General features: G+C 64.0%; 16 protein-coding genes and 1 pseudogene. 11 read left to right on the top strand and 6 right to left on the bottom strand.

What is annotated here, in order from left to right:
- Positions 1–27: 27 nt before the first annotated feature.
- The 4 genes from B0E55_RS28310 to B0E55_RS28325 all read right to left on the bottom strand — a co-directional run bounded on the left by B0E55_RS28310 (position 28) and on the right by B0E55_RS28325 (position 4,661).
- A complete protein-coding gene (locus B0E55_RS28310; protein WP_019749303.1) occupies positions 28–1,926 on the bottom strand; it encodes an ABC transporter ATP-binding protein in 1,899 nt (632 codons plus the stop codon).
- Between the two features lie 92 nt (positions 1,927–2,018).
- On the bottom strand, positions 2,019–2,609 hold the full coding sequence (locus tag B0E55_RS28315) for an AMIN-like domain-containing (lipo)protein (RefSeq protein WP_019749302.1): 591 nt from the start codon (positions 2,607–2,609) through the stop codon (positions 2,019–2,021).
- Between the two features lie 56 nt (positions 2,610–2,665).
- Positions 2,666–3,076 (bottom strand): YchJ family protein, encoded by a 411-nt coding sequence (locus tag B0E55_RS28320; protein ID WP_019749301.1) that lies wholly within the window; start codon positions 3,074–3,076, stop codon positions 2,666–2,668.
- 22 nt (positions 3,077–3,098) lie between these two features.
- Positions 3,099–4,661, bottom strand: coding sequence for a long-chain-fatty-acid--CoA ligase (locus B0E55_RS28325; protein ID WP_019749300.1), 1,563 nt, complete (start codon positions 4,659–4,661; stop codon positions 3,099–3,101).
- A 260-nt stretch (positions 4,662–4,921) separates the two neighbouring features.
- On the opposite strand from B0E55_RS28325, the gene B0E55_RS28330 reads away from it, so the two are divergent.
- The 5 genes from B0E55_RS28330 (at position 4,922) to B0E55_RS28350 (ending at position 11,170) form a co-directional block, all read left to right on the top strand.
- Positions 4,922–5,695 (top strand): ABC transporter ATP-binding protein, encoded by a 774-nt coding sequence (locus tag B0E55_RS28330; RefSeq protein WP_003945134.1) that lies wholly within the window; start codon positions 4,922–4,924, stop codon positions 5,693–5,695.
- A gap of 4 nt (positions 5,696–5,699) precedes the next feature.
- Complete coding sequence (locus B0E55_RS28335; RefSeq protein ID WP_080910919.1) at positions 5,700–8,234, top strand: ABC transporter permease; 2,535 nt, start codon at positions 5,700–5,702, stop codon at positions 8,232–8,234.
- 67 nt (positions 8,235–8,301) lie between these two features.
- Positions 8,302–8,748, top strand: coding sequence for a hypothetical protein (locus tag B0E55_RS28340; protein ID WP_020970172.1), 447 nt, complete (start codon positions 8,302–8,304; stop codon positions 8,746–8,748).
- Between the two features lie 107 nt (positions 8,749–8,855).
- Positions 8,856–10,031, top strand: a complete 1,176-nt coding sequence (locus B0E55_RS28345; RefSeq protein ID WP_065351181.1) for an acyl-CoA dehydrogenase family protein — start codon at positions 8,856–8,858, stop codon at positions 10,029–10,031.
- Positions 10,032–10,039: 8 nt separating this feature from the next.
- Positions 10,040–11,170, top strand: a complete 1,131-nt coding sequence (locus tag B0E55_RS28350) for an acyl-CoA dehydrogenase family protein (protein WP_080910920.1) — start codon at positions 10,040–10,042, stop codon at positions 11,168–11,170.
- 58 nt (positions 11,171–11,228) lie between these two features.
- On the opposite strand, the gene B0E55_RS28355 is transcribed toward B0E55_RS28350, so the two are convergent.
- Positions 11,229–12,575: a DUF5691 domain-containing protein gene (locus B0E55_RS28355; RefSeq protein ID WP_080910921.1), complete on the bottom strand. Its 1,347-nt coding sequence runs from the start codon at positions 12,573–12,575 to the stop codon at positions 11,229–11,231.
- A 104-nt stretch (positions 12,576–12,679) separates the two neighbouring features.
- On the opposite strand from B0E55_RS28355, the gene B0E55_RS28360 reads away from it, so the two are divergent.
- Together B0E55_RS28360 and B0E55_RS28365 are read left to right on the top strand one after the other, a co-directional pair.
- Positions 12,680–13,909 carry a hypothetical protein gene (locus tag B0E55_RS28360; RefSeq protein WP_047888028.1) on the top strand — a complete coding sequence of 410 codons (1,230 nt, stop codon included), beginning with the start codon at positions 12,680–12,682 and terminating at the stop codon, positions 13,907–13,909.
- A 136-nt stretch (positions 13,910–14,045) separates the two neighbouring features.
- A complete protein-coding gene (locus B0E55_RS28365; protein WP_019749294.1) occupies positions 14,046–14,816 on the top strand; it encodes a hypothetical protein in 771 nt (256 codons plus the stop codon).
- A 2-nt stretch (positions 14,817–14,818) separates the two neighbouring features.
- Here the strand turns inward: B0E55_RS28365 and B0E55_RS28370 are convergent, their stop codons facing one another.
- On the bottom strand, positions 14,819–15,766 hold the full coding sequence (locus B0E55_RS28370) for an aldo/keto reductase (RefSeq protein ID WP_007732210.1): 948 nt from the start codon (positions 15,764–15,766) through the stop codon (positions 14,819–14,821).
- A gap of 183 nt (positions 15,767–15,949) precedes the next feature.
- Here B0E55_RS28370 and B0E55_RS28375 point away from each other — a divergent pair, with 183 nt between their 5' ends.
- The 4 genes and pseudogenes from B0E55_RS28375 (at position 15,950) to B0E55_RS28385 (ending at position 20,787) form a co-directional block, all read left to right on the top strand.
- Positions 15,950–16,375 (top strand): hypothetical protein, encoded by a 426-nt coding sequence (locus B0E55_RS28375; RefSeq protein ID WP_080910922.1) that lies wholly within the window; start codon positions 15,950–15,952, stop codon positions 16,373–16,375.
- A gap of 1,673 nt (positions 16,376–18,048) precedes the next feature.
- A pseudogene (locus B0E55_RS32315) lies at positions 18,049–18,768 on the top strand (HAD-IC family P-type ATPase); the annotation flags it as partial.
- Between the two features lie 532 nt (positions 18,769–19,300).
- Complete coding sequence (locus B0E55_RS32320; protein WP_241896157.1) at positions 19,301–20,494, top strand: HAD-IC family P-type ATPase; 1,194 nt, start codon at positions 19,301–19,303, stop codon at positions 20,492–20,494.
- Between the two features lie 11 nt (positions 20,495–20,505).
- On the top strand, positions 20,506–20,787 hold the full coding sequence (locus tag B0E55_RS28385) for a hypothetical protein (protein WP_021344953.1): 282 nt from the start codon (positions 20,506–20,508) through the stop codon (positions 20,785–20,787).
- Positions 20,788–20,816 lie beyond the last annotated feature (29 nt).

A 20,816-nucleotide genomic window follows, 5' to 3' on the forward strand; every position in this document is an offset into this window, starting at 1 on the left:
GTGTGGAGGGCAAGGCGCCGCGCGGTATCAGATCGGCGTCGGTGCGAGGGCGCCGTTCTTCCGGGCGTTGGTGTCGAACTGCGTACGGTACAACTCGGCGTAGCGGCCACCGCGCGCGAGCAGTTCCTCATGGTTGCCGCGCTCGACGATCTGGCCTGCTTCGACGACAAGGATCAGGTCGGCGGAACGGATCGTCGACAACCGGTGAGCGATCACCACCGCAGTCCGCCCGGCGAGTGCTTCGCCGAGTGCTTCCTGAACCGCGGCTTCCGACGTCGAGTCGAGATGCGCGGTGGCCTCGTCCAGGATGACGACGCGAGGCTGGGCCAGGAGCAGTCGTGCGATGGTCAGGCGTTGACGCTCGCCGCCCGAGAGGCGGTAACCGCGTTCACCCACCACGGTCTCCAGTCCGTCGGGCAGCGACGCAACCAGGTCGGTGAGCCGTGCTCGCTCCAGAACCTCGCGCAGATCTTCTTCGGTGGCATCCGGTCGCGCAAGGAGCAGGTTGGATCGAAGGCTCTCGTGGAACAGGTGCCCGTCCTGCGTGACCATGCCGACGGTCTCGCGGATGGAATCGGCACTGAGGTCGCGGACGTCGACGCCGCCCAACTCGACCGAACCGGAGTCGATGTCGTAGAGGCGCGGAATCATCTGCGCCACGGTCGACTTTCCGGCGCCGGACGTGCCGACCAGGGCGACCATCTGCCCTGCTTCCGTGCGGAAAGACAGGTCGTGCAACACGTCCTCGCCGCCGCGGGTGTCGAGGATCGCGACTTCCTCCAGAGAAGCTAGTGACACCTTGTCGGCAGACGGGTAAGCAAAAGTGACGTTCTTGAACTCGACGGACACCGGGCCCTGCGGCACCGTGCGTGCATCGGGCTTCTCGGTGATGAGCGGCGCCAGATCGAGAATCTCGAATACCCGCTCGAAGCTGACCAGGGCGCTCATGACATCGACCCGGGCGCTGGCCAGTGCGGTCAACGGTGAGTACAGCCGCGTCAACAACAGTGCCATCGCCACGACGGCGCCTGCGTCCAATTGTCCGCGCAGCGCGTAGAAGCCGCCGAGTCCGTAGACGAGGGCAAGAGCAAGTGCCGAGACCAGGGTCAGCGCTGTGACGAAGACGGACTGCAGCATTGCGGTCCGGACTCCGATGTTGCGCACACGCCTGGCGCGAACCGCGAACTCCGCCGACTCTTGCGACGGGCGGCCGAACAGCTTGACCAGAGTCGCGCCGGGAGCGGAGAACCGCTCCGTCATCTGGGTGCTCATGAGCGAATTATGGTTGGCTGCTTCACGATTGAGTGCTGCAAGTTTTGCGCCCATGCGCCGTGCGGGGATGACGAAGATCGGGAGAAGTAGCAGCGCGAGGACGGTGATCTGCCAGGAGATCCCGAGCATGACGATCAGCGTGATCACCAGGGTGACCAGGTTGCTGACCACTCCGGACAAGGTGTCGCTGAAGGCGCGCTGAGCGCCGATGACGTCGTTGTTGAGACGGCTGACCAGTGCTCCGGTTCGAGTTCTGGTGAAGAACGCGATGGGCATCTTCTGGACGTGATCGAAGACGGTGGTGCGCAGATGCAGGATCAGGTCTTCGCCGATGCTGGCCGAGAGCCACCGGGTCAACAGGCCCAGAGCGGCTTCGAGAAGTGCAACCAGTGCGATCAGGGCGGCAAGTTTGACGACCACGTCGACGGCGTCGCCGCCGACTATCGCGTTGACCACGCGCCCGGCCAGGACGGGTGTTGCCACGGCAAGCGCAGCAGTGACGACACTCAGTACGAGGTACCAGCTGAGGTTGCGTTTCTGTGGAACTGCGAACGTCGCGATCCGCTTCAGTGTCGCCTTCGAGAACGGGCGCCGATCTTCTTGCGCGTGCATCGCGTTGTACATCGCGTTCCACGCGGTGACTTCCATACTCATGACTTCGCCCCTCCGGTCGCCGGCCACGAAGATTACGTGGCCGGTACGACACGAAGGTAGAACCTCAACCAAACTTCAGGTCAAGTGCGGCCTCAGCGGGCCACGTCGACCACCACTCGCGGAGGGTCGCTGAGCGTCGTGACCGTGAACGGCTGCTTCTCGGTCACGCCGATGAACGACTGGGTGACTCCCTCGAAGACGTTGGACCCGTTGACCTCGGTCACGACTCCGCCGACGCCGGGGACCGGGTTGGGGCCGGAGTACTGCTCGACTCCGCTGTCGAAGGGGTAGGCGGAACCGTCGATCAGGACCTGGATCACTGCGGCACCCTTGATGTCCACGGGCTTACCGCTGCCTTCCTGTGTCGCCGCGTCGACGTACTTGACGCGCCATCCGGGTGTGCCGGTTCCGCCCATTTCGTAGACGACGCGATCGAATCCGTCGTGCTCGCCCACTCGGATGTCGACGACGGTGAGCTTGGATTCGGTGCCCGCAGCCGACGTCTTGTCGGAGCTGTCCGTCGGGACTGGTTCTGTGGTCGACGCTGCTGCACTCGAGGTCGAGGTGACGGCCGAGGTGGCTGCCGTGGGAGTGGTCTCCGCGTCCTGCGAACAGGCAGTCAGGCTCACGCCCACTGCGATGGCAGCGACAGCGGCAAATGATCTCGTCCGGTTCGTTGTCATGACTCGATCGTAGGGCTCGCGTTATCGGGATCCGCGGCGGCGGTGCCCGCAGTTACCTAACCGATATCGCCGTCGACGTAGAGCCACTTGCCTTCGGTTCGCGCAAATCGACTGCGTTCGTGGAGCATTCCCCGTTCGCGCCCGAATGTGTAGTGAGCGCGAAATTCCACGACGCCGTCGGAATCGAACAGCCCGCCCCGTTCGGTGTCCAGGATCTCCAACCGGAGCCATGTCTGGTCGGGGTCGAGATCGAGTTCGGTGGGGCGATGGTCGGGATGCCAAGTCTGCGTGAGATATTCGTCGTCCATCACAGCGAAGGCCGTGTAACGCGAACGCATCAGGGTTTCGGCAGTCGGTGCGTGCGCTTCACCGCTGATGTACTTTCCGCAGCATTCGGCCAACGCGTTGCCGCTGCCGCACGGGCACGGATCGGTCGGACTGGGTGTGGTGGGGCGGCGCGAAGTCACCGCCCCATTACAGCACGCGAACTCAGACCAGTTTGTGTTCGCGGTTGTCCCAGTACGGTTTGCGGAGGTCGCGCTTGAGGATCTTTCCGGTGGGATTGCGGGGAAGGATCTCGACGACGTCGATACTGGTCGGGCACTTGAACTTTGCGAGGCGTTCCTGTGTGTAGGTGATCAGTTCGGCTTCGTCGATCTGCGCTTCGGCAGTGAGAACCACGACTGCCTTGACGGTTTCACCCCAACGGTCGTCGGGAACGCCGATGACCGCGACCTCGGCGATTGCCGGATGCTCCACCAGTACTCGTTCGATCTCGGGGGAGTAGACGTTCTCGCCGCCGGTGATGATCATGTCCTTGAGGCGGTCCTCGATGAAGACGAAGCCGTCGGAGTCGGCGCGGCCCATGTCGCCGCTACGCAGCCACCCATCTGCGGTAATCGTTTCGGCCGTCGCCTCGGGCTTGCCCAGGTATCCGGGGGTGCACTGTTCGGATCGCCACCACAGTTCGCCGGTTGTTCCGGTGGGCACGTCCTCGAGCGTGACGGGGTCCACCACACGCATCTCGACGCCGGGGATCGCCGTGCCTGCTGATGCCATGCGCTCGACCTGCGACTCGTCGCGGTGAACGTCCGGCATCAACGCGGTAATGACACCTGCCATTTCGGTCATGCCGTAGACCTGGACGAATTCGGTGTCTGGCCAAGCCGCGAGTGCTGCTCGCAACAACGGAAGGGGCATGGGGGCGGCGCCGTAGGTAATGCGTTTGAATGCCTTGAAGGCGGCGACGGCCTGCTCGCCTGCGGCCAGGACTCCGGCAATGACCGGTGGGACGAGAAAGGCGATGTTGGCTCCGGCGGCGAGACCGGCGAAGATCGACGGTCCGTCGGCTTCTCTCGTGAAGTAACAGCGCCCTCCCGTGTGAATTGCCATGATGGCGTAGCACGTTCCGCCGACGTGGAACATCGGCATCGCGATCAAGAATCGGTGATCCTCGTGGGCCGGCAGGATTTCGAGCACATTGTTGCTGTGCGCGAACAGGTTTCGATGCGTGAGCTGTACGCCTTTGGGGCGACCGGTCGTCCCGGAACTGTAGAGAACCAGAGCGGTGGCATCGGGGCTCACCTCGGGGCGGGAGTGCAGCGGTGCGACCTCGTCGATCCACGGTTCGAACTCGTCGTGTTCCCCGCCGACGGCGAAGATCGATTCGACGGCCGTCAAGCGGTCGCGCATGGCGACGATCTGGGGGAGTAGTTCGCTGCCGACAAACAGAATGCGAGCGCCACAGTCCGCGAGGACGTAATCCAGCTCTTCGCCCGAAAGTCGCCAGTTGGGAATGACATTCGCGGCGCCGAGCAGTGAGGCGGCGTAGGTGACTTCGAGGCAGGACAGATGATTCTTGTCGACGAACGCGACAGTGTCGCCGGCGCCGATGCCGGATTCAGCGAGGGCGGCGGCGATACGCAAGATGCGGTCTCGCCACTGGGCCCACGTGTATTCGGTCCCTTGGAAGGTCATCGCTGCTTGATCAGGCTTGACCGTCGCCCAGTGCTCTAGCCGATCGAAAATGATTCCAGCGGTGGCGTCGGACATTCGGCCGCCTCTCTCGTGTGATTGGTGTCACAAGGTTAATGTGCGCCCGGTCTTCGTATCGCTGTTTCTCGTCAATGCGCACAAGCAGAGAGAGCACATTCCCGCGACCCTGACCGGCTCGGCTGCAGATATCAGGGTGGTCCCCGATGGCGAGCGCGCCCGACACCCGACAGGATGGAACCAACCATTGCGGGCGTCCGTGTTTTCACGGGCGCCCGTCACGCCCACAAGTAGTACCGAAGTGAACAGGAAAGGCGATCATGAGTTCGCACGCCCAGGATGTCGCGGCCCGCGCAGTCGGCCTGTCCAAGACCTACGGCACCGGAGATACCCAGGTGCACGCACTCAGTTCGGTGTCCGCAGATTTCGCCCGCGGTGAGTTCACGGCGATCATGGGCCCGTCCGGCTCCGGCAAGTCGACGCTGATGCATTGCCTCGCCGGTCTGGATTCCGCCAGTTCGGGTTCTGTTCTCATCGGCGACACGGAACTCACGACGCTTTCCGACAAACAGATGACCCAACTGCGACGCGATCGCATCGGTTTCGTTTTCCAGGCTTTCAACCTGGTGCCGACGCTGACTGCGCTCGAGAACATCACGCTGCCGCTCGACATCGCGGGACGCAAAGCGGATCCGACCTGGCTGAACAGCGTCCTGACCAAGCTGGGTCTCGGAGATCGGCTCGATCACCGGCCAGGAGAGCTCTCGGGTGGTCAGCAGCAGCGTGTGGCGTGCGCGCGTGCGCTGGCGGGTCAGCCGGAGATCATCTTCGGCGACGAGCCGACCGGAAACCTCGATTCGAAGTCGTCCGGGGAGGTGCTCTCGATCCTGCGGGCGGCTGTCGACGAGTTCAACCAGACAGTGGTGATCGTGACACACGATCCGCGGGCAGCAGCGTATGCCGATCGGGTGGTATTCCTCGCGGACGGCAAGATCGTCGACGAATTGCGCGAGCCTACGGCGGATTCGGTCCTCGACCGGATGAAGCGTCTGGACGCTCCGCAGGCGGTCGTGAACGTGGAAGCCGGGGCTTGAGCACATGGCTTCGGTAAGCAACTCGCCGATACGCAAGGTTTCCCTGCGCAACTTGGCGGCACACAAGGTGCGACTTGCGCTGACGGTTCTGTCCGTGGTGCTTGGCACGGCCTTTGTCGCGGGGTCGTTCGTTTTCACGGACACCCTCCAGAAGACTTTCGATTCGATCTTCGAGAACACCGCCCAGGGCGTCGACGTCCGGGTATCGATGGAAGAGCGCAACACCAGTGGCGTTCCGGTCGAGGATGTCGACAAACTTGCCGCAGTCGACGGCGTCCGAGCGGTAGCCCCGGCCGTCAGTGGACAGATCGTCCTGATCAACGCAGACGGCGGCGCTGTTCAGACCGGCGGCGCGCCGAGTATCGGGCAGTCCTACCTACCGCCGGGCCAGGCGATTGCCGAACCCGACACCTTCGTCGAGGGCGCGCCTCCGACGCAGACCGGTCAGGTCGCGCTGAACACCAGCGCCGCCGAGCGAGCCGGACTGAAGGTGGGGGACTCCGCCAAGGTTCTGGCACCGGCCCGCGGAATCGTGGACGTGACGTTGTCCGGCATCTACGAGGGGGCGGGCAGTGACACCGGCGGGTTCATCGGCGCGCTCTTCACCGACGAGCAAGCCCGTGGACTCTTCACCGACGGCCAACACGTCGAGTACATCGACGTCGCGGGCGACGGGGTGTCGCAGACGGAACTGCAGCAACGCGTCGAGCAGGTTTTCCCCGATCTCAAGGTGCAGACCGGCGACCAGGTTCGTGAGGAGACCAAGGCCGAGGTCGACTCGGCGCTGAGCTTCATCAACTACTTCCTGTTGGCGTTCGGCGCGATTGCTCTGCTCGTCGGAACGTTCATCATCTACAACACCTTCTCGATGATCGTGGCGCAGCGTCTTCGTGAGCTGGCGCTGTTGCGTGCGATCGGTGCGAGCCGAGCGCAGGTCGGCCGTTCGGTGGTCACCGAGGCGCTCGTGGTCGGACTCATCGGCAGCATCATCGGTCTGCTCGGCGGTATCGGTCTCGCCTACGGATTGCGCAGTCTGCTCAACACATTCGACGTCGGTCTGCCGGAAGGCCCGCTCCAGGTGGGTGCCCGCACGATCATCGTCGCGTTGGTGGTCGGCGTCGTCGTCACGACGCTCAGCGCTTACGCCCCGGCTCGTCGTGCGTCGAAGATCCCGCCGGTAGCGGCCATGCGTGAGGAGTTCGCCTCCACCGGTGACTCACTGCGAGTGCGGACGTTGATCGGTGCGATTCTCGGCGTGATCGGTGTGGCACTGCTCGTGTTCGGCTCTCGCGGTACCGGCGGCGGCGCGGCGCTGATCGTCGGGCTCGGTGCATTCTCGTTGATTATCGCGGTTCTTCTCGGGGCTCCGGCGCTGTCGCGGCCGATCGTCGGCGCGCTCGGTGCCGTGTTCGCCAAGCCGTTCGGCGCCATCGGGCGATTGGCTCGTACCAATGCGGTGCGTAATCCTCGCCGCACGGCCGCAACGGCATTCGCGCTGACTCTCGGTCTGATGCTGGTGACGGTCATCGGAGTGTTCGGTTCTTCGGCCAAGGCGAGCATCAATGCTCTTGTGGACGTGGGTGTCTCGGCCGACTACATCCTGACCGGTCCCAACGCGATCGGTGTGCCGCGAGGTGCGGCCGACGCGGTCCGGCAGGTACCCGACGTACAGAGCGCGACGTCCTTGCACGGGGTGCGCGCGAAGGTCGACGGCGAGGACGAGCAAGGCGCTTCGTTCGACGGACCGATCGAAGGCGTGCTCGAGTACAAGATCCTCGAGGGCACGGTCGATCTGACCGGCAACAACATGCTCGTCTCGAAGTCGACTGCGGATGACAAGGGCTGGACTGTCGGCTCGACCCAGACGTTGACCGGCCCGGGCGGCGTCGAGTACCAGACCGTTGTCGCGGGAGTGTTCGAGGACAACCAGCTGATCGGCTCGTGGATCGTCTCCGACGAGGCGTACCGGAAGCTGATGCCCGCCGAGAGTCTCCCGGACTTCGTGGTGCTGGTGAAGGCGAAGCCTGGTGCGGATCTGACTACGCTGCGATCCGAGCTCGAAACGGCCACGGAGAAGTACGTCGTCGTCCAGGTGCAGGATCGTGAGGAGTTCAAGGGAACTCAGGGCCAGCAGATCAACACCTTGTTGGCGATCCTCTACGGACTGCTTGCACTCGCGGTCGTGATCGCAATCCTGGGCATCATCAACACCTTGGCACTGTCGGTGGTCGAGCGGCGACGAGAAATCGGAATGCTGCGAGCCGTCGGCATGCAGCGCGGACAGATGCGACGCACGATCTACCTCGAGTCGGTGCTCATCGCGGTGTACGGCGCGGCGGTCGGAGTTGTTCTCGGCATCGCGTTCGGTTGGGCCTTCGTGAGCACTCTCGCGGATCAGGGCCTCGACAAGATCACGATCCCGTGGGGTCAGGTGATCGGAATGCTGATCGGCTCGGGTGTGGTCGGTGTCTTGGCGGCGCTGTGGCCGGCCAACCGAGCGGCCAAGACGAAGCCACTGGAGGCGATTGCAGACATGTAGGGCCTTCGGCCCCGTGCGCACTTTTGGTAGCGGAAGCAGCCGAAAGTGCGCACGGTACCGTTGCCACATGAGCACCCTTCAAGAAGTCGGCGAACGTGAATCCTGGCGCTGCTGGCTGTGTGACGAACCGGTCGATCCCGACATGTCCGTCAATGATCCGCGCGGCCCGAGCATCGACAGCATCAACACCGCGAAAAAGGGTGGCAAGACCAAAGGTGGCGTCGAACGCTTGGCGCACCGCGCATGCAACACCAAGAAGGGTGCGGTCAAACCTGTTGTGGAATGGCCGGATCGGCTGTTCGTCGTGGATCCCGCTCCGATCATCGGGGTCGTGGAGCAACTCGAGCGCAAGGGTGGCCGCGTCGCCGTCGCTCGCTGCCCCGGCAAGGACGACGCCCAGGAAGCGTCGGACTGGCTGATCGACCGGTTGTCACGTTTGGCTCCGTCGCTGAACGTGGAAACGAGCATCGACGCCGCGGGTGGGGGTTACCTGTTGGTCCTCAAAACCGTGTAGTAGCTCGGTTCCGAGTGCCGTCTTTCGCGGTACCTGTTCCGCCTCCAGTGTCGTCGGGGTACGGTCGAACCGAACATGAATCCGGTTTCGAGTGCGAAGGAATCCCGATGAACCTGGCATTGACCGACGAGGAACTAGCGTTCCGCGACGAGATGCGGACGTTCTTCCGTACGCAAATCCCCGCGGACATCAGGGAGGCGTACGCCCACGGCGAGGAATTGGGGCGCGACCGTATGGTCGAGGCGCAGCAGATCCTCAACGCTCACGGTCTGGCGGTACCGCACTGGCCGGTCGAGTGGGGCGGCAAGGACTGGACCCCGGTCCAGCACAACATCTGGCTCGACGAACTTCAGCTAGCGTCGGTCCCCGAACCGTTGGCGTTCAACGCCAACATGGTCGGTCCGGTCATCGCAGCCTTCGGCTCGCAGGAGCAGAAGGAGAAGTTCCTTCCCGCGACCGCGAACCTCGACATCTGGTGGTGCCAGGGATTCTCCGAACCCGAGGCCGGCTCCGACCTCGCTTCGCTCAAGACCCGCGCGGTCCGCGACGGCGACGACTGGGTCATCAACGGTCAGAAGACCTGGACGACGCTGGGACAGTACGCCGACTGGATCTTCTGCCTCGTGCGTACCAATCCCGATGCGCCGAAGCGCCAGGCAGGTATCTCGTTCATCCTCGTAGACCTGAAGACGCCTGGAGTCACGGTCCGCCCGATCAAGCTGATCGACGGCGGCTACGAGGTCAACGAAGTGTTCTTCGAGGACGTCCGCGTTCCGGGAGAGAACCTGGTCGGTGAAGAGAACCAGGGCTGGGGCTACGCCAAGTTCCTGCTCGGCAACGAGCGCACCGGTGTCACCCGCGTCGGTTTCTCGAAGGTTCGTCTGGCCCAGGCCAAGGCCCGCGCTGCCGAGGTCAAGGTCGGTAACGGGACCCTGCTCGAAGATCCGCTCTTCGCTGCTCGCCTCGCCGAACTCGAAAGCGAATTGCTTGCCCTCGAGCTCACTCAGCTCCGGGTGGTCGCCAGTTCCGCTGACGGCCAGCCGAACCCGGCGTCGTCACTGCTCAAGCTTCGTGGCTCCGAATTGCAGCAGGCGAGCGTCGAATTGCTGATGGACGTGGCCGGCCCTGATTCACTGCCGTACGACGCGGGCAGCGACATCGCCTCCGCGAGCTGGGCACAGCACACTGCCCCGACGTACCTGAACTACCGCAAGGTATCCATCTACAGCGGATCGAGCGAAGTGCAGCGCAGCATCATCGCCTCCTCGATCCTCGGATTGTGAGGCGTGGCATGGACTTCGAACTGAACGACGAACAGAAGCTTCTCCGCGACACCACCAAGGACCTCCTCTCGCGTAGCTACGACGCCGAAAAGCGCAACGCGATCATCGACTCCGATCCAGGGTGGAGTCCGCAGGTCTGGAAGCAGTTGGCCGAGGTCGGCTTGCTCGGCCTGACGTTCTCCGAGGACGACGGCGGCATGGACGCGGGCCCGGTGGAAATCGGTGCGGTCATGACCGAGATCGGTCGACGCTTGGCCCCCGAACCGTTACTCGACGCGGTCGTGACGCCGGGCGGGCTTATCTCCGAAGGCGGCAGCGCAGAGCAGCGCTCGTCGATTCTTCCCGGAGTGGCCGAGGGCACCACGTTCCTCGCGTTCGCCGATCAGGAACCCGGAATCCGTTGGCCGGCAACAGAACGGGCCACCGCGGCGGCGCAGGTCAACGGCGGCTGGACCATCACCGGTATCAAGAATCCCGTTGGCCACGGTGCGACTGCGGACATCCTGGTCGTGAGCGCTGCGCTCCCCGGCGGTGGCGTCGGACTGTTCCTCGTCAAGAGCGATGCCTCCGGCCTGGTACGCAAGTCCTATGCCACTCACGACGGGTTGCGTGGGGCGCAGATCGAGTTCACCGATACTCCGGCCGAAGCACTCGGTGAGGGCGGTGACGCTTCTGCTCTGATCCAAGCCGCACAGATCCGTGAGCAGGCCGCGCTGTGTGCCGAGGCTGTCGGAGCGATGGAAGAGGCGCTACGCCTGACCACCGAATACCTCAAGACGCGTAAGCAATTCGGAGTTCCGCTCGCGAAGTTCCAGACGCTGACGCACCGCGCCGCCGACCTGTACGTCTCGCTCGAGTTAGCGCGCAGCATGAGTCTCTACGCAACGATGTCCCTTGCCGACGGCGTCGTCGATCCGGTGATCGCTTCGCGGGTGAAGTTACAGATCGGGCGTTCGGCTCGGCTCATCGGCCAGGAAGCGATCCAGATGCACGGTGGCATCGGTATGACCGCGGAGTACCCGGTGGGTCACTACGTGAGCCGACTCGTCGCCATCGAGCACACCCTCGGCAGCACCGAAGATCACCTTCGGGTGTTGGCCGCCGGTGTGGCTGATCACGAGATGGTCAGCGTGGTCTGATCTTTCACGATCGACAGAGGGGCCGCATTCCGTTCGAGGGATGCGGCCCCTTCGTCGTTCAGTGGTGATTACGTAGAACGTCCAAGCGGAGTTGACGCTGCTCGATGTTGACGGCGCTGTCGGTGAATGCTTGTTGCCACCCGGGGTCACTCGTTCGTGCCGCCGCGTCCTGCAGAAGCGGTACGGCGTCGAAAGGGAAGCGCGCCTGCACGCTTCGCAGAGTGGAAAAGTGACTGTGTCGCGAGTGAATGCCCAAGTCCTCACCCGTCGCAGCATGCTCCATCGCTTCGTTCTCCAAGGCGTTCAACAACTTTTCGGCGACGGCCAGGGGCCATGGACGGTCGATGCCGTCGAGTAGTGCGCTGCCGTCGACGCCCAGAAGGTATTCGTCCGCGTGGCCGGCAACGATGTATTCGACGCGCTCGCGTGGGTCCGCGATGGCGACGATTCTCCGGTCGGTCGTGCGCCCGTCCCGCTCCAGAAATGCCGACGCCCACGCTGTGTTCTTCTGAAGAACTGTTGCGGCAGTCCATGATTCGATCATCACGGTGCGCCATTGCTTCTCGATGGGGATGGTGAGGGCCTCGCGTGGCGAACCGGCCATCGATTCCCACAGCGTCAGTGGAGTGGCGGTCACGACTTGCCGTAACCACCAGCGCCGGATGCCTTTGTTCTTGTAGTGGACGTCTTCGATGCCGTCACGAAATGCGAGGTCGTCGAGCGAGCCTGGCAACCGGACGGCAAGGCGCGGTCGCAACGGCTTCGTCTCGAGCCGGACCCACGACTTAGCCCGAGTGACCATGCGAGAGGCAAAAGGAGATCGGGGGAGTTGCCGTAGTAGTTGAATTGCACGCTCACGAACCCGCACGGCTGGATCGTCGAGTGCACGCTCGAGGAGGGTGTGATCGTGTTCACCCAGTCCGACCTCGAGGTGATCGAGGAAGTGCAGGCGGTTTGCGGTGGGCTCGTCGTCCCAGGCGATCTCGAGCTCCTCGCTCGCCAGTTCCGGGTCGACCGTACGTATGTAATCGAACCAGGCCGTACGGTCGTTCGGATCGGGCGATAGCCACAGTTCGTCCCGGCGTGACCCGATCCGCCGCAATTGGGCCCAATCGGGATTCTGCTCCGCCAGGTACTGCCCGCGTCGACCGGCGAGGCGAAGGAGCGCCTCGCGGTGCTCGGGATACTTCAGCGCGGCTTCCATGAAGAGCGGAACACTGGCCGCGGGCGCGAGGAATCCGCGTTGGTCGGCCATCGCGAACCATTCCGCGAGAGTCCAGGAACGTACCTGCAACAACGACTGGAGTTGTTCGATCGCGAGATCGGGAAGTAGTGGTTGAACCGCTGGAGGAGTCCGCGGTGCGCGCGAGTGACCTGCTTGCGCGTCTGATCGCAGGGAGGTCACCCGCCTACGGTATGGCAGAGGTGCGTCGGCTTCGGGAGCAGGGGTCGGGCGCGTGTCGGCAGATTCTGGAACAGTGGTAACCGGCACCCAGCAGGAGGCGTGAGATGACGGATGGCCGTGAGATGGCAGACGGAAATGGCGACGTCTTTGTCGTGGCGTCGGTGACCGAACGGCGAACGCTCATCTCCACCCGAGTCAGGGAGTGGTGTGCGGCGGGGACCGTCGAGTCGAACCGGCCGGAGTTGTCCGACGATGTCGCACTGCTGATCGCCGGCGGCTATGCGGACGAGTCGACGCGGTCGATCCTGGCGAACCGGCGCGGTGTCGGACGTTCGTTCCCGGAGATCGGCGGCTTTTCGGAGTTGAGGTATCTCACCGACGAGCTGGCCCGCACCAGGCGTCGACTGCTCGCGACACGCATCGGTCCCGTTCAGGTTGTCCTCGAACGGCGGGTGCAGACGCTGGACAAGCGCGTTCAGTCGATGCGATCGGCGATCGTGCATTCCAATCGTCACTTCGCGAGCAGTGTCCGTGCCATCCGCAAGGACCGCCGCGACGGTCTCCATCTCGACGTCGAGCAGCGCGAGGCTCTCTTTGCCGGTCTCACCTGTACGCCGGTTCCAGCCAAGCTGCCGGTGGGTCTCGGTGTCGTGGCCAGCAGTGGAAACGCAGCACTCGACAAACTCGCCGCCCAGTTCGGGAAGGTCCAGGGAACCGGTGTCATCGCCGATGCCGGAAGACGCATCGCGGAAGTCCTCGACGGACTGGTCGATTCCGAACCCGAAGGACGCGCCGGTGAGTACGACGCACTGCTTTACCTCGCCGGGAATCTTTTCGACCGGATCGAGAGTTCCAGCGCGTGGCATTCCGATCACTTCGTCATTCAACGTAATCAACTGGACTTGGCAGACGAGATCACGCAGATCGCGGTCGATACCGTCGCGCTGCGTTCGATACTCGCAGAGCTGGACGACGCGGCTGCGCTGGCACGCGACGAGGGAACCCGAGCCGGAATCGCTTCGCGAAGGGAAGCACTCGGCACGGTCTGGGACCAGCTGGTCGAGCGCGTCGCGGCGCTCGCGCGGATCGGTGACCTGGTCGCACGGGCCGAGGATCAGTTGAGTTCGCAGCGCGCGGTTGCGCATGCAGCGAGCCTCGACAGCCGGATCGACGACCTACTCGCGCGCTCTGGTTCACGTGAACTTTCGGCTGCCAACACGCACTACGTCGGGGATCAATTCGACGGTGTGGAAGAACTGATGTTCGCTCACCGGGCGGCTCTTTACGGGGACATTGCACTGCTGACCTCCGGGAACGAGCGTCGGGCGCCGTAGTCAGGCTGTCGCCGGAGCTGTAAGGTCGAAGGTACTGACCGGCCGCACGATCGAAGAACAGGCCGAGAATTCGCTCTTTGCTCGACCCCGATGCCGATCCGGTGATGCGGGCGTACCCGCTCGAGACAGGTCGATCATGGAAGACACCGCAAGCCGCGGCATCAATGCGTTCATTTCCGAAGCTACGCAGCGTGGGGGCAAGGCTGTCCGCCTCACGCACTCACGTCGTAATCCCGTCGAGGTGACGGGCGCAGACGGCATCAGCCGAATCGTCCGAGTGCGTTCCAAGCTCGACGGTGACTGGCAGGCCAGGCGTCAGGACGAGTCGCTCGAGAGCGACGACACGCGCTCCGAGTTCTGGGTGTTCGTCGACCTGGCTGCAGACCCGCACGAGTTCTTCATGCTGCCCTCCAACGAGGTCGCGGACGACATCCGTGCCGAGGTCGACCTGTGGATCATGGACAGCCCCGGACGCAATCGCACCGGACATCACGCGATTCCGCGCGGACGCGTCGTACACGGTCACGATCGTTGGGATGCGCTGGGCCTGGCCGCGGTCAAGGATCCGAGCATTTACGTGGAGGCCCCGGTTGCGACCAAGCGCAAGACGTCGCCGGTCGCCGCGAAGAAGCGTCGCGCCAGCGGTGTCGAGGAGATCGAAGTTGTCGACAATCGCCTCGAGATGACGGCTGATTGCCATGGATACCGCTGGGTCGGACGCTTCGACGAAAGCACCGAGGTCGTCGAGATCATGCGCGGACCGATGGAAGGCCGCCGATTCCCTGATCCGACCGCGGCCGCCAATGCCGTGACCGGTCACATTTCAGGCGACACCGAGAGCCATGACGGCTGGTCGTTTTGGACGATCAACAACACGGCCCTCGGCGCTCATCTCAAAACTGCCTGATTTCAGGCGCCGACTGCCGCCGACACCCGTTCGAGAGTGTCCAGTTCATTCGACGACAGCACCAGATTCGGGGCGTCCAGTAGCGCCGGGAGTTGCTCCGGCCGGCTGACGCTCGCGATCGGTGCGGTGATGCCCGGTCGAGTCAGCAGCCAGGCCAGCGCGACGGTCGAGATCTCGCTGTCGTGTGCCTGCGCGATTGTTGCCAGTTCCGCGACGACGTCGAGTCCGGCGTCGCTGAAGTATCCGGCGGTCAGTCGTTCGCGGGAGCTGCCTTCGATGTCCGCGCGGGTCTTGTACTTTCCGGTCAGGAAGCCGGAAGCGAGAGCGAAGTACGGGAAGACGCTGATGTTGTTGTCGGTGGCGATCTGCGCGAGTTCGGGTTCGTACGACTTGCGGTGCACCAGGTTGTAGTGCGGTTGCAGCGCGATGGGCGCGGCGTAACCGTTCTCCTCGGTGATCCGCAGCCACTCCCGGACGCGGTCGGGGCTGTAGTTGGAGATTCCGAGATAGCGAACCTTGCCCGCGACGACCAACGCATTGAAGGCTTCGAGAGTTTCCTCGAGCGGAGTCTGCGGGTCGTCGAAATGTGCGTAGTACAGATCGATGCAGTCCGTCTGCAGGCGCTGCAGCGACGCCTCAGCTGCGGCCGCGATGTTGTCGGCCTTCAGTCCCTTGAAATCGGGATGGCTACCCACCTTGGTGGCGACGACGATGTCGTTCTGCAGTCCCCGATCGGTGATCCATTTCCCGATGATCGTTTCGGATTCCCCGCCGGAATTGCCGGGAGCCGACGCCGTGTACGAGTCGGAGGTGTCGATGAAGTTTGCACCGGCTTCGGCGAACGAGTCGAGGATCTCGAAGGACGTCTTCTCGTCTGCTGTCCATCCGAAAGGGTTGCCGCCCAAGCTAAGTCGGAAGATGTCGAGGTCCGAATTTCCGATGATCGCCACTGTGTGGAACTCCCGTCGATGAAGGTGGTCGCTGCATCCCGCACCGTACCCTCTCACGGCGCTGACGATGGCGCGCCCTCGCCAGGTTCGCCGAAAAATGTATCGGATCGTGATTGCCGCCGTCGGTGTTGGGTATGGCCTCAAATACTGAATTCTTCGATGGACTGCTGATAGGAGCGTCCGATGATGATTGTCGACGAAGCCACCCGCGTCGTTCGTGGTGTGGCAGACGCAACGACGACGGTGGCTGGAGCCGTCGGTGGTGGAGTGATCGGTGGAGTGACGGGCGGGATACGCGGAACGGCGGAGGGCGTCCGAGACGGAATTCGTGCGGGTAGTTCCTCGACGCCGACCGTGGTTCTCACGATGGCCGCCGTCGGCGCGGCGGGATTGGTGGAGTGGCCGGTGCTCTTGGCGGTCGGCGGCACGGCCCTGGTACTTCACGAATGGGATCGCAAGAGCGCGCGGCCCGATCGTGCGGTCAAGGCGGTTGGGCGCGCGACCAAGACGGAACCGGCAAAGAAGGAATCGAGCGGAAACTCCCACAAGGCGGCCAGTCGGTCGCAGGATCGAACTCACAGTTCTTCGCACACTCGATCCACTCACTGATGTTCTCAGCGATGGCCCGGCGTGCGGTGTCGGTGGCAACTTTGCCGCCGCGCCTGGCGTTGTCGGGTCTGGCGTTGGTCGGTGGTTCGACGATTCCGCGAACCGCTGTCAGCGACGTGGCGCTGCGGACCGGCACTCTTGCGCTGGCGGGCGTCGGGATGATTCCTGCAGCAGCGGGATCGATTCTTCGTGCCCCGCGAATGCCGGGTTCCGCCTATGTCTCGGCGGCGGTGTCAGCGATCAATTATCAACCCCGGGTGCGTCGGCGAATCGAACAGCGCCTTGGCCGTTCGCTCACCGACTTCGCATTGGAGTCGGCGACGTCGTTCGCGGATGTTCTGACCTATGCGCCTGCGTCATTGGGTGTGGATTTCGGGCTGCGGACGATGCTGCTACGCGAAACTCTGGCGGCGCGAAACTCTCGTCGGGTGTGGCCATTCGAATCTGGCGGTCGGGGTGCTTCCACGAGGCGTGACCCGAGTGGTCCGGGGGAGCGTTATGCCGACAGGATCGCTGGGGTTCAGCTGGCGGCTGGGGCTGCACTGGCTACCGTGTCTGCCGGCGGTGACACCGTTGCGACGAGCATCAAGGTTTCGGCGCCGCGGCCGCTTCGGATGTCACGCGAATCGTTCGCTGCTGGTTTGTCATACGGTCTGTGGCGGACGCACCACGTCGCCGTTTCGGACCCCGCGGCTCTACGCATGCTCGATCGTGTCGATACCGTCCTCGTCGATCCGAGTGTCCTTTTCGACGACGCGCTCCGGGTTTCCGACATACGAGAGGTGTCCGAGTCGGACCGCGTCGTGGTGTGGGCACATGCCAGGGAAGCGCTTGACGCCGGCTCGCTCGGGGTCGGAAGACACCGCATCGACGGCGCCGAAGTTGTCGTAAGACCGGTGCGAAAAGGGTTGGCGGAATCACTGATAGGTGAGATACGCGCGAGCGGAGTCGCAGCGGCCACGATCGACGACGACGGGCTCGGATCACTGCGAAGCGGATTCGACGAGCTCTATCCGGCGCCGTCGACTCCCGAAGCCGGCCTGCGCGAAGCTCTCTCGGCACTGGTGGCCGAGGGTCGGACAGTTGCGATCGTGTCCAGTAGGGCGATAGCGGGGCAGGCAGTGCTACGCATCGGGATTTCACCACCGAGTGGCGAGCACTTGAGTGCCGACATCCACACCGACTTGGCCGGGGCGTGGCGGGTCGTCCATGCGCTCTCGGCTGCCCGAACAGCGACGAGGCGCGGCGTCGAACTCTCCTCGGGTTCTTCGGCATTGGGTGCCTTGATTATGCTTCCGGGAGTTCGGGGGGCTGGGCCGGGGCCGGTCACGGCTGGTTCGGCCGCGGGACTGTGGACCGGATACACCTTGTCCCGATCTGTGATTCAGTCTCCCGCCCCTGTCGGTGCTCCGAGCGATAGCTGGCATGAGATGGACGGTGATTCTGTCGTTCGCGAACTCGCCGAATCCGTCCGGCATACGCCGCAGCGCGCCGACGCTCGTGTGCGAGCGCCCGCACGCTTCAGGTTGATCCGTGACGGATTGTCGGCGTTGCGAACAGAATTGGCGGATCCACTCACGCCAGTGTTGGCAACCGGCTCGGCGGCCAGTGCAGTCCTCGGTTCACCGGTAGACGCCGTCCTGGTCGGTTCGGTTTTGGTCGGCAATGCCGCGATGTCCGCTGTTCAACGACTTCACTCGGAACGGGCAGTGCAGCGACTTTTGCGGACTCAGGAACCGGTAGCTCGGCGAGTAACCAACGTTGGCGAGGTCGAGACTGCGGCAGACGCGCTCGAACTCGGTGACGTCGTGGCCCTCGAGTCCGGGGACATCGTGCCCGCCGATTGTCGACTGTTGAGCGCCGAATCGCTGGAAGTCGACGAGTCGTCGTTGACGGGGGAGTCCATGCCCGTCGACAAGCAGACCGACCCGACCCCTGGGATGCCCCTGGCCGAGCGAAGGTGCATGGCCTATGCCGGGACAACAGTGCTTGCCGGCTCCGGTCGTGGCGTGGTCACGGCCACCGGAGCTCGAACGGTGATCAGGCGCGCCGATGTTGGTGTATCCCGATCCGGACCTGCTGTGGGCCTGACCAACAGACTGCGCGAACTCACCAGGGCGACTCTGCCGGCCAGTATCGGCGGCGGAGCGTTGGTGACAGTCGCGGGTCTGATTCGTGGTACCGGTCTCCGCCGCGCCGTCACCGGAGGTGTGGCCGTTGCCGTGGCCGCCGTGCCGGAGGGATTGCCTCTGGTTGCGACCCTGGCTCAGCAGGCGGCAGCTCGAAGGCTCACTGCAGCAGGAGTGTTGGTGCGTGCTCCACGTTCGATCGAAGCGCTCGGCCGTGTCGACGTGGTCTGCTTCGACAAGACCGGAACCCTCAGTGAGAACAAGCTACGGGTGGCCGCGGTCGAACGCGTCGACGGTTGGGGCGAAAGTGAGATTTTGGAAGTTGCGGCGCGCAGTGCTCTGGGAAGTCGCGACGATCGCGTGTTTCATTCGACGGACGCCGCTGTGGTCGATGCGGCCGAACAAGCTCTGGACGAGGCTCGGGTTTTCGGTGCTGCCGACGCGCTCAACCTCGTTCCGTTCAGGTCTGGGCGGCCGTACTCGGCGGCCCTACTGGGCAGACGGATCGCACTGAAGGGTTCACCGGAATTCGTGGCGGAGGCAGGGCGGGATCCGAATGCTGTGTCGGCGAAGCACGTTCAGAGCATGGCCGGACGCGGACTGCGGGTGGTTGCCGTCGCACAGCGCGAGTTGTCGGAACACGATGCGCGACGCGCTGCGGAGGACTCGGAATTTCTCGAACAGTGTTGCTCCGAGGGGTTGGAAGCGGTCGGCCTTCTCGGACTCTCGGACACGCTGAGACCCGAAGCAATGCAACTTGTTCGAGAAACTTCAAGGCAACGGACAGCAAGTGCGCGTGCTGACGGGGGATCATCCGACAACAGCGGCGGCGGTCGCCACCGAACTGGGGATGGATGTGGCGCGCGAGGACGTGGTCACCGGTCCGGACTGGGAGAACTTCTCTCGCGCAGAACGACGGAACGCCGTCCGCGGCAGCAGCGTCTTTGCGCGCGTGACACCCGAGCAGAAGGTCGAGATCGTGCAAGCGTTGGAGACTGACGGGCGCGTGTGCGCCATGGTCGGTGACGGCGCGAACGATGCTGCGGCGATCCGAGTTTCCAGCGTGGGAATCGGGGTGGCGTCGACTGACAGCGATCCGGCGCGCGGCGCCGCAGACATCGTGCTCCTCGACGGCCGTGTCGGCGGATTGACCGACGCATTGGACGAGGGCAGTCAATTGTGGCGGCGGGTCAGATCAGCGGTGGGGGTTTTGCTCGGAGGCAACGCGGGTGAAGTCGCATTCGCTCTGATCGGTTCTGCGCTGTCCGGCGAATCACCGCTCAACGCAAGGCAGTTGCTACTGGTCAATCTGATGACGGACGCCTTGCCCGCTGCTGCGCTTGCGGTGAGCACCCCGTCCGAGAACGGATCCGAGAAGTCCGAACAGATGGACACTCATGCGTTGTGGCAGACGATCGCTGTCCGCGGCGGTGCCACGGCAATCGGTGCGCTGGCAGCGTGGCTTCTGGCCCGGACGAGCGGCAGGCGGCGGCGAGCGTCGACGGTGGCGTTGGTTGCCCTGGTGGGCACCCAACTGGGGCAGACGCTGCTCGAATCGCGCAGTCCGCTGGTGGTCGCAACAGTTGCCGGGTCCGCTGCGGCGCTGGCGACGCTCGTCAGCACACCGGTGGTGAGCCAATTTCTCGGTTGCACGCCGCTCGGTCCGATTGGGTGGGGCCAAGCAGTGGGCTGTGCGTCGGCAGCGACGCTGCTGGCGGCGCTGGCTCCGCGGGTGTTGGAGCGGATCGCCGCAACTGAGGAGACTGGAACTGAGGAGAGCGCGGAAGGTCAGTCGACGATTCGCAAGATCCCGACGCGGACGAGCACCGCGTACACCTCCCGAACCGGGGGAGTCAGCGCTCGCGACAGCGTGGAAATCAGCGAAGCGGAAATCAAAGAAGCGGAAACCGGTGAATCGGACACGCTTGTGAGCGTCGCTGCTGGAAGTGACACGTCGCCGAACTCCCGGGCGACCCGAGATGAATCCTGAGGAATCGTGACATGTCCCAGAACACCGTCGACCAAAGGAACCCCGTCGATCACCGCGCGGTAGTGGAATCCGTCCGTTCGGCACGGAGCTTCGAGTTGGAGCTACCGATCGTCGGTGCCATTCCGGTTCCGAGACCCGAGCAGATCGCCTATTTTGCGGTGATGGGACTGATGGTTGCGTTCGAGATCATCGAGTGGCCCGTGGCAGTCACCATCGCGGCGGGGCATCTGCTCGCAACAGAGCAGCACAATCACGTCCTCGAAGAGATCGGAGAGGCGCTCGAGGGCGTCTGATGCCGGCGCGGTGCGGACGCAAATCGAGC

The sequence above is a fragment of the Rhodococcus sp. 66b genome (assembly GCF_002076325.1).
GTDB classification, from domain to species: Bacteria; Actinomycetota; Actinomycetes; order Mycobacteriales; family Mycobacteriaceae; genus Rhodococcus_F; species Rhodococcus_F erythropolis.

What these genes read in the sequence shown, in the direction of transcription:
- B0E55_RS28310 (WP_019749303.1), bottom strand. Translation starts at nt 1,926, where the DNA reads ATGAGTATGGAAGTCACCGCGTGGAACGCGATGTACAACGCGATGCAC.
- B0E55_RS28315 (WP_019749302.1), bottom strand. Translation starts at nt 2,609, where the DNA reads ATGACAACGAACCGGACGAGATCATTTGCCGCTGTCGCTGCCATCGCA.
- B0E55_RS28325 (WP_019749300.1), bottom strand. Translation starts at nt 4,661, where the DNA reads ATGTCCGACGCCACCGCTGGAATCATTTTCGATCGGCTAGAGCACTGG.
- B0E55_RS28330 (WP_003945134.1), top strand. Translation starts at nt 4,922, where the DNA reads ATGAGTTCGCACGCCCAGGATGTCGCGGCCCGCGCAGTCGGCCTGTCC.
- B0E55_RS28335 (WP_080910919.1), top strand. Translation starts at nt 5,700, where the DNA reads ATGGCTTCGGTAAGCAACTCGCCGATACGCAAGGTTTCCCTGCGCAAC.
- B0E55_RS28340 (WP_020970172.1), top strand. Translation starts at nt 8,302, where the DNA reads ATGAGCACCCTTCAAGAAGTCGGCGAACGTGAATCCTGGCGCTGCTGG.
- B0E55_RS28345 (WP_065351181.1), top strand. Translation starts at nt 8,856, where the DNA reads ATGAACCTGGCATTGACCGACGAGGAACTAGCGTTCCGCGACGAGATG.
- B0E55_RS28350 (WP_080910920.1), top strand. Translation starts at nt 10,040, where the DNA reads ATGGACTTCGAACTGAACGACGAACAGAAGCTTCTCCGCGACACCACC.
- B0E55_RS28360 (WP_047888028.1), top strand. Translation starts at nt 12,680, where the DNA reads ATGACGGATGGCCGTGAGATGGCAGACGGAAATGGCGACGTCTTTGTC.
- B0E55_RS28365 (WP_019749294.1), top strand. Translation starts at nt 14,046, where the DNA reads ATGGAAGACACCGCAAGCCGCGGCATCAATGCGTTCATTTCCGAAGCT.
- B0E55_RS28375 (WP_080910922.1), top strand. Translation starts at nt 15,950, where the DNA reads ATGATGATTGTCGACGAAGCCACCCGCGTCGTTCGTGGTGTGGCAGAC.
- B0E55_RS28385 (WP_021344953.1), top strand. Translation starts at nt 20,506, where the DNA reads ATGTCCCAGAACACCGTCGACCAAAGGAACCCCGTCGATCACCGCGCG.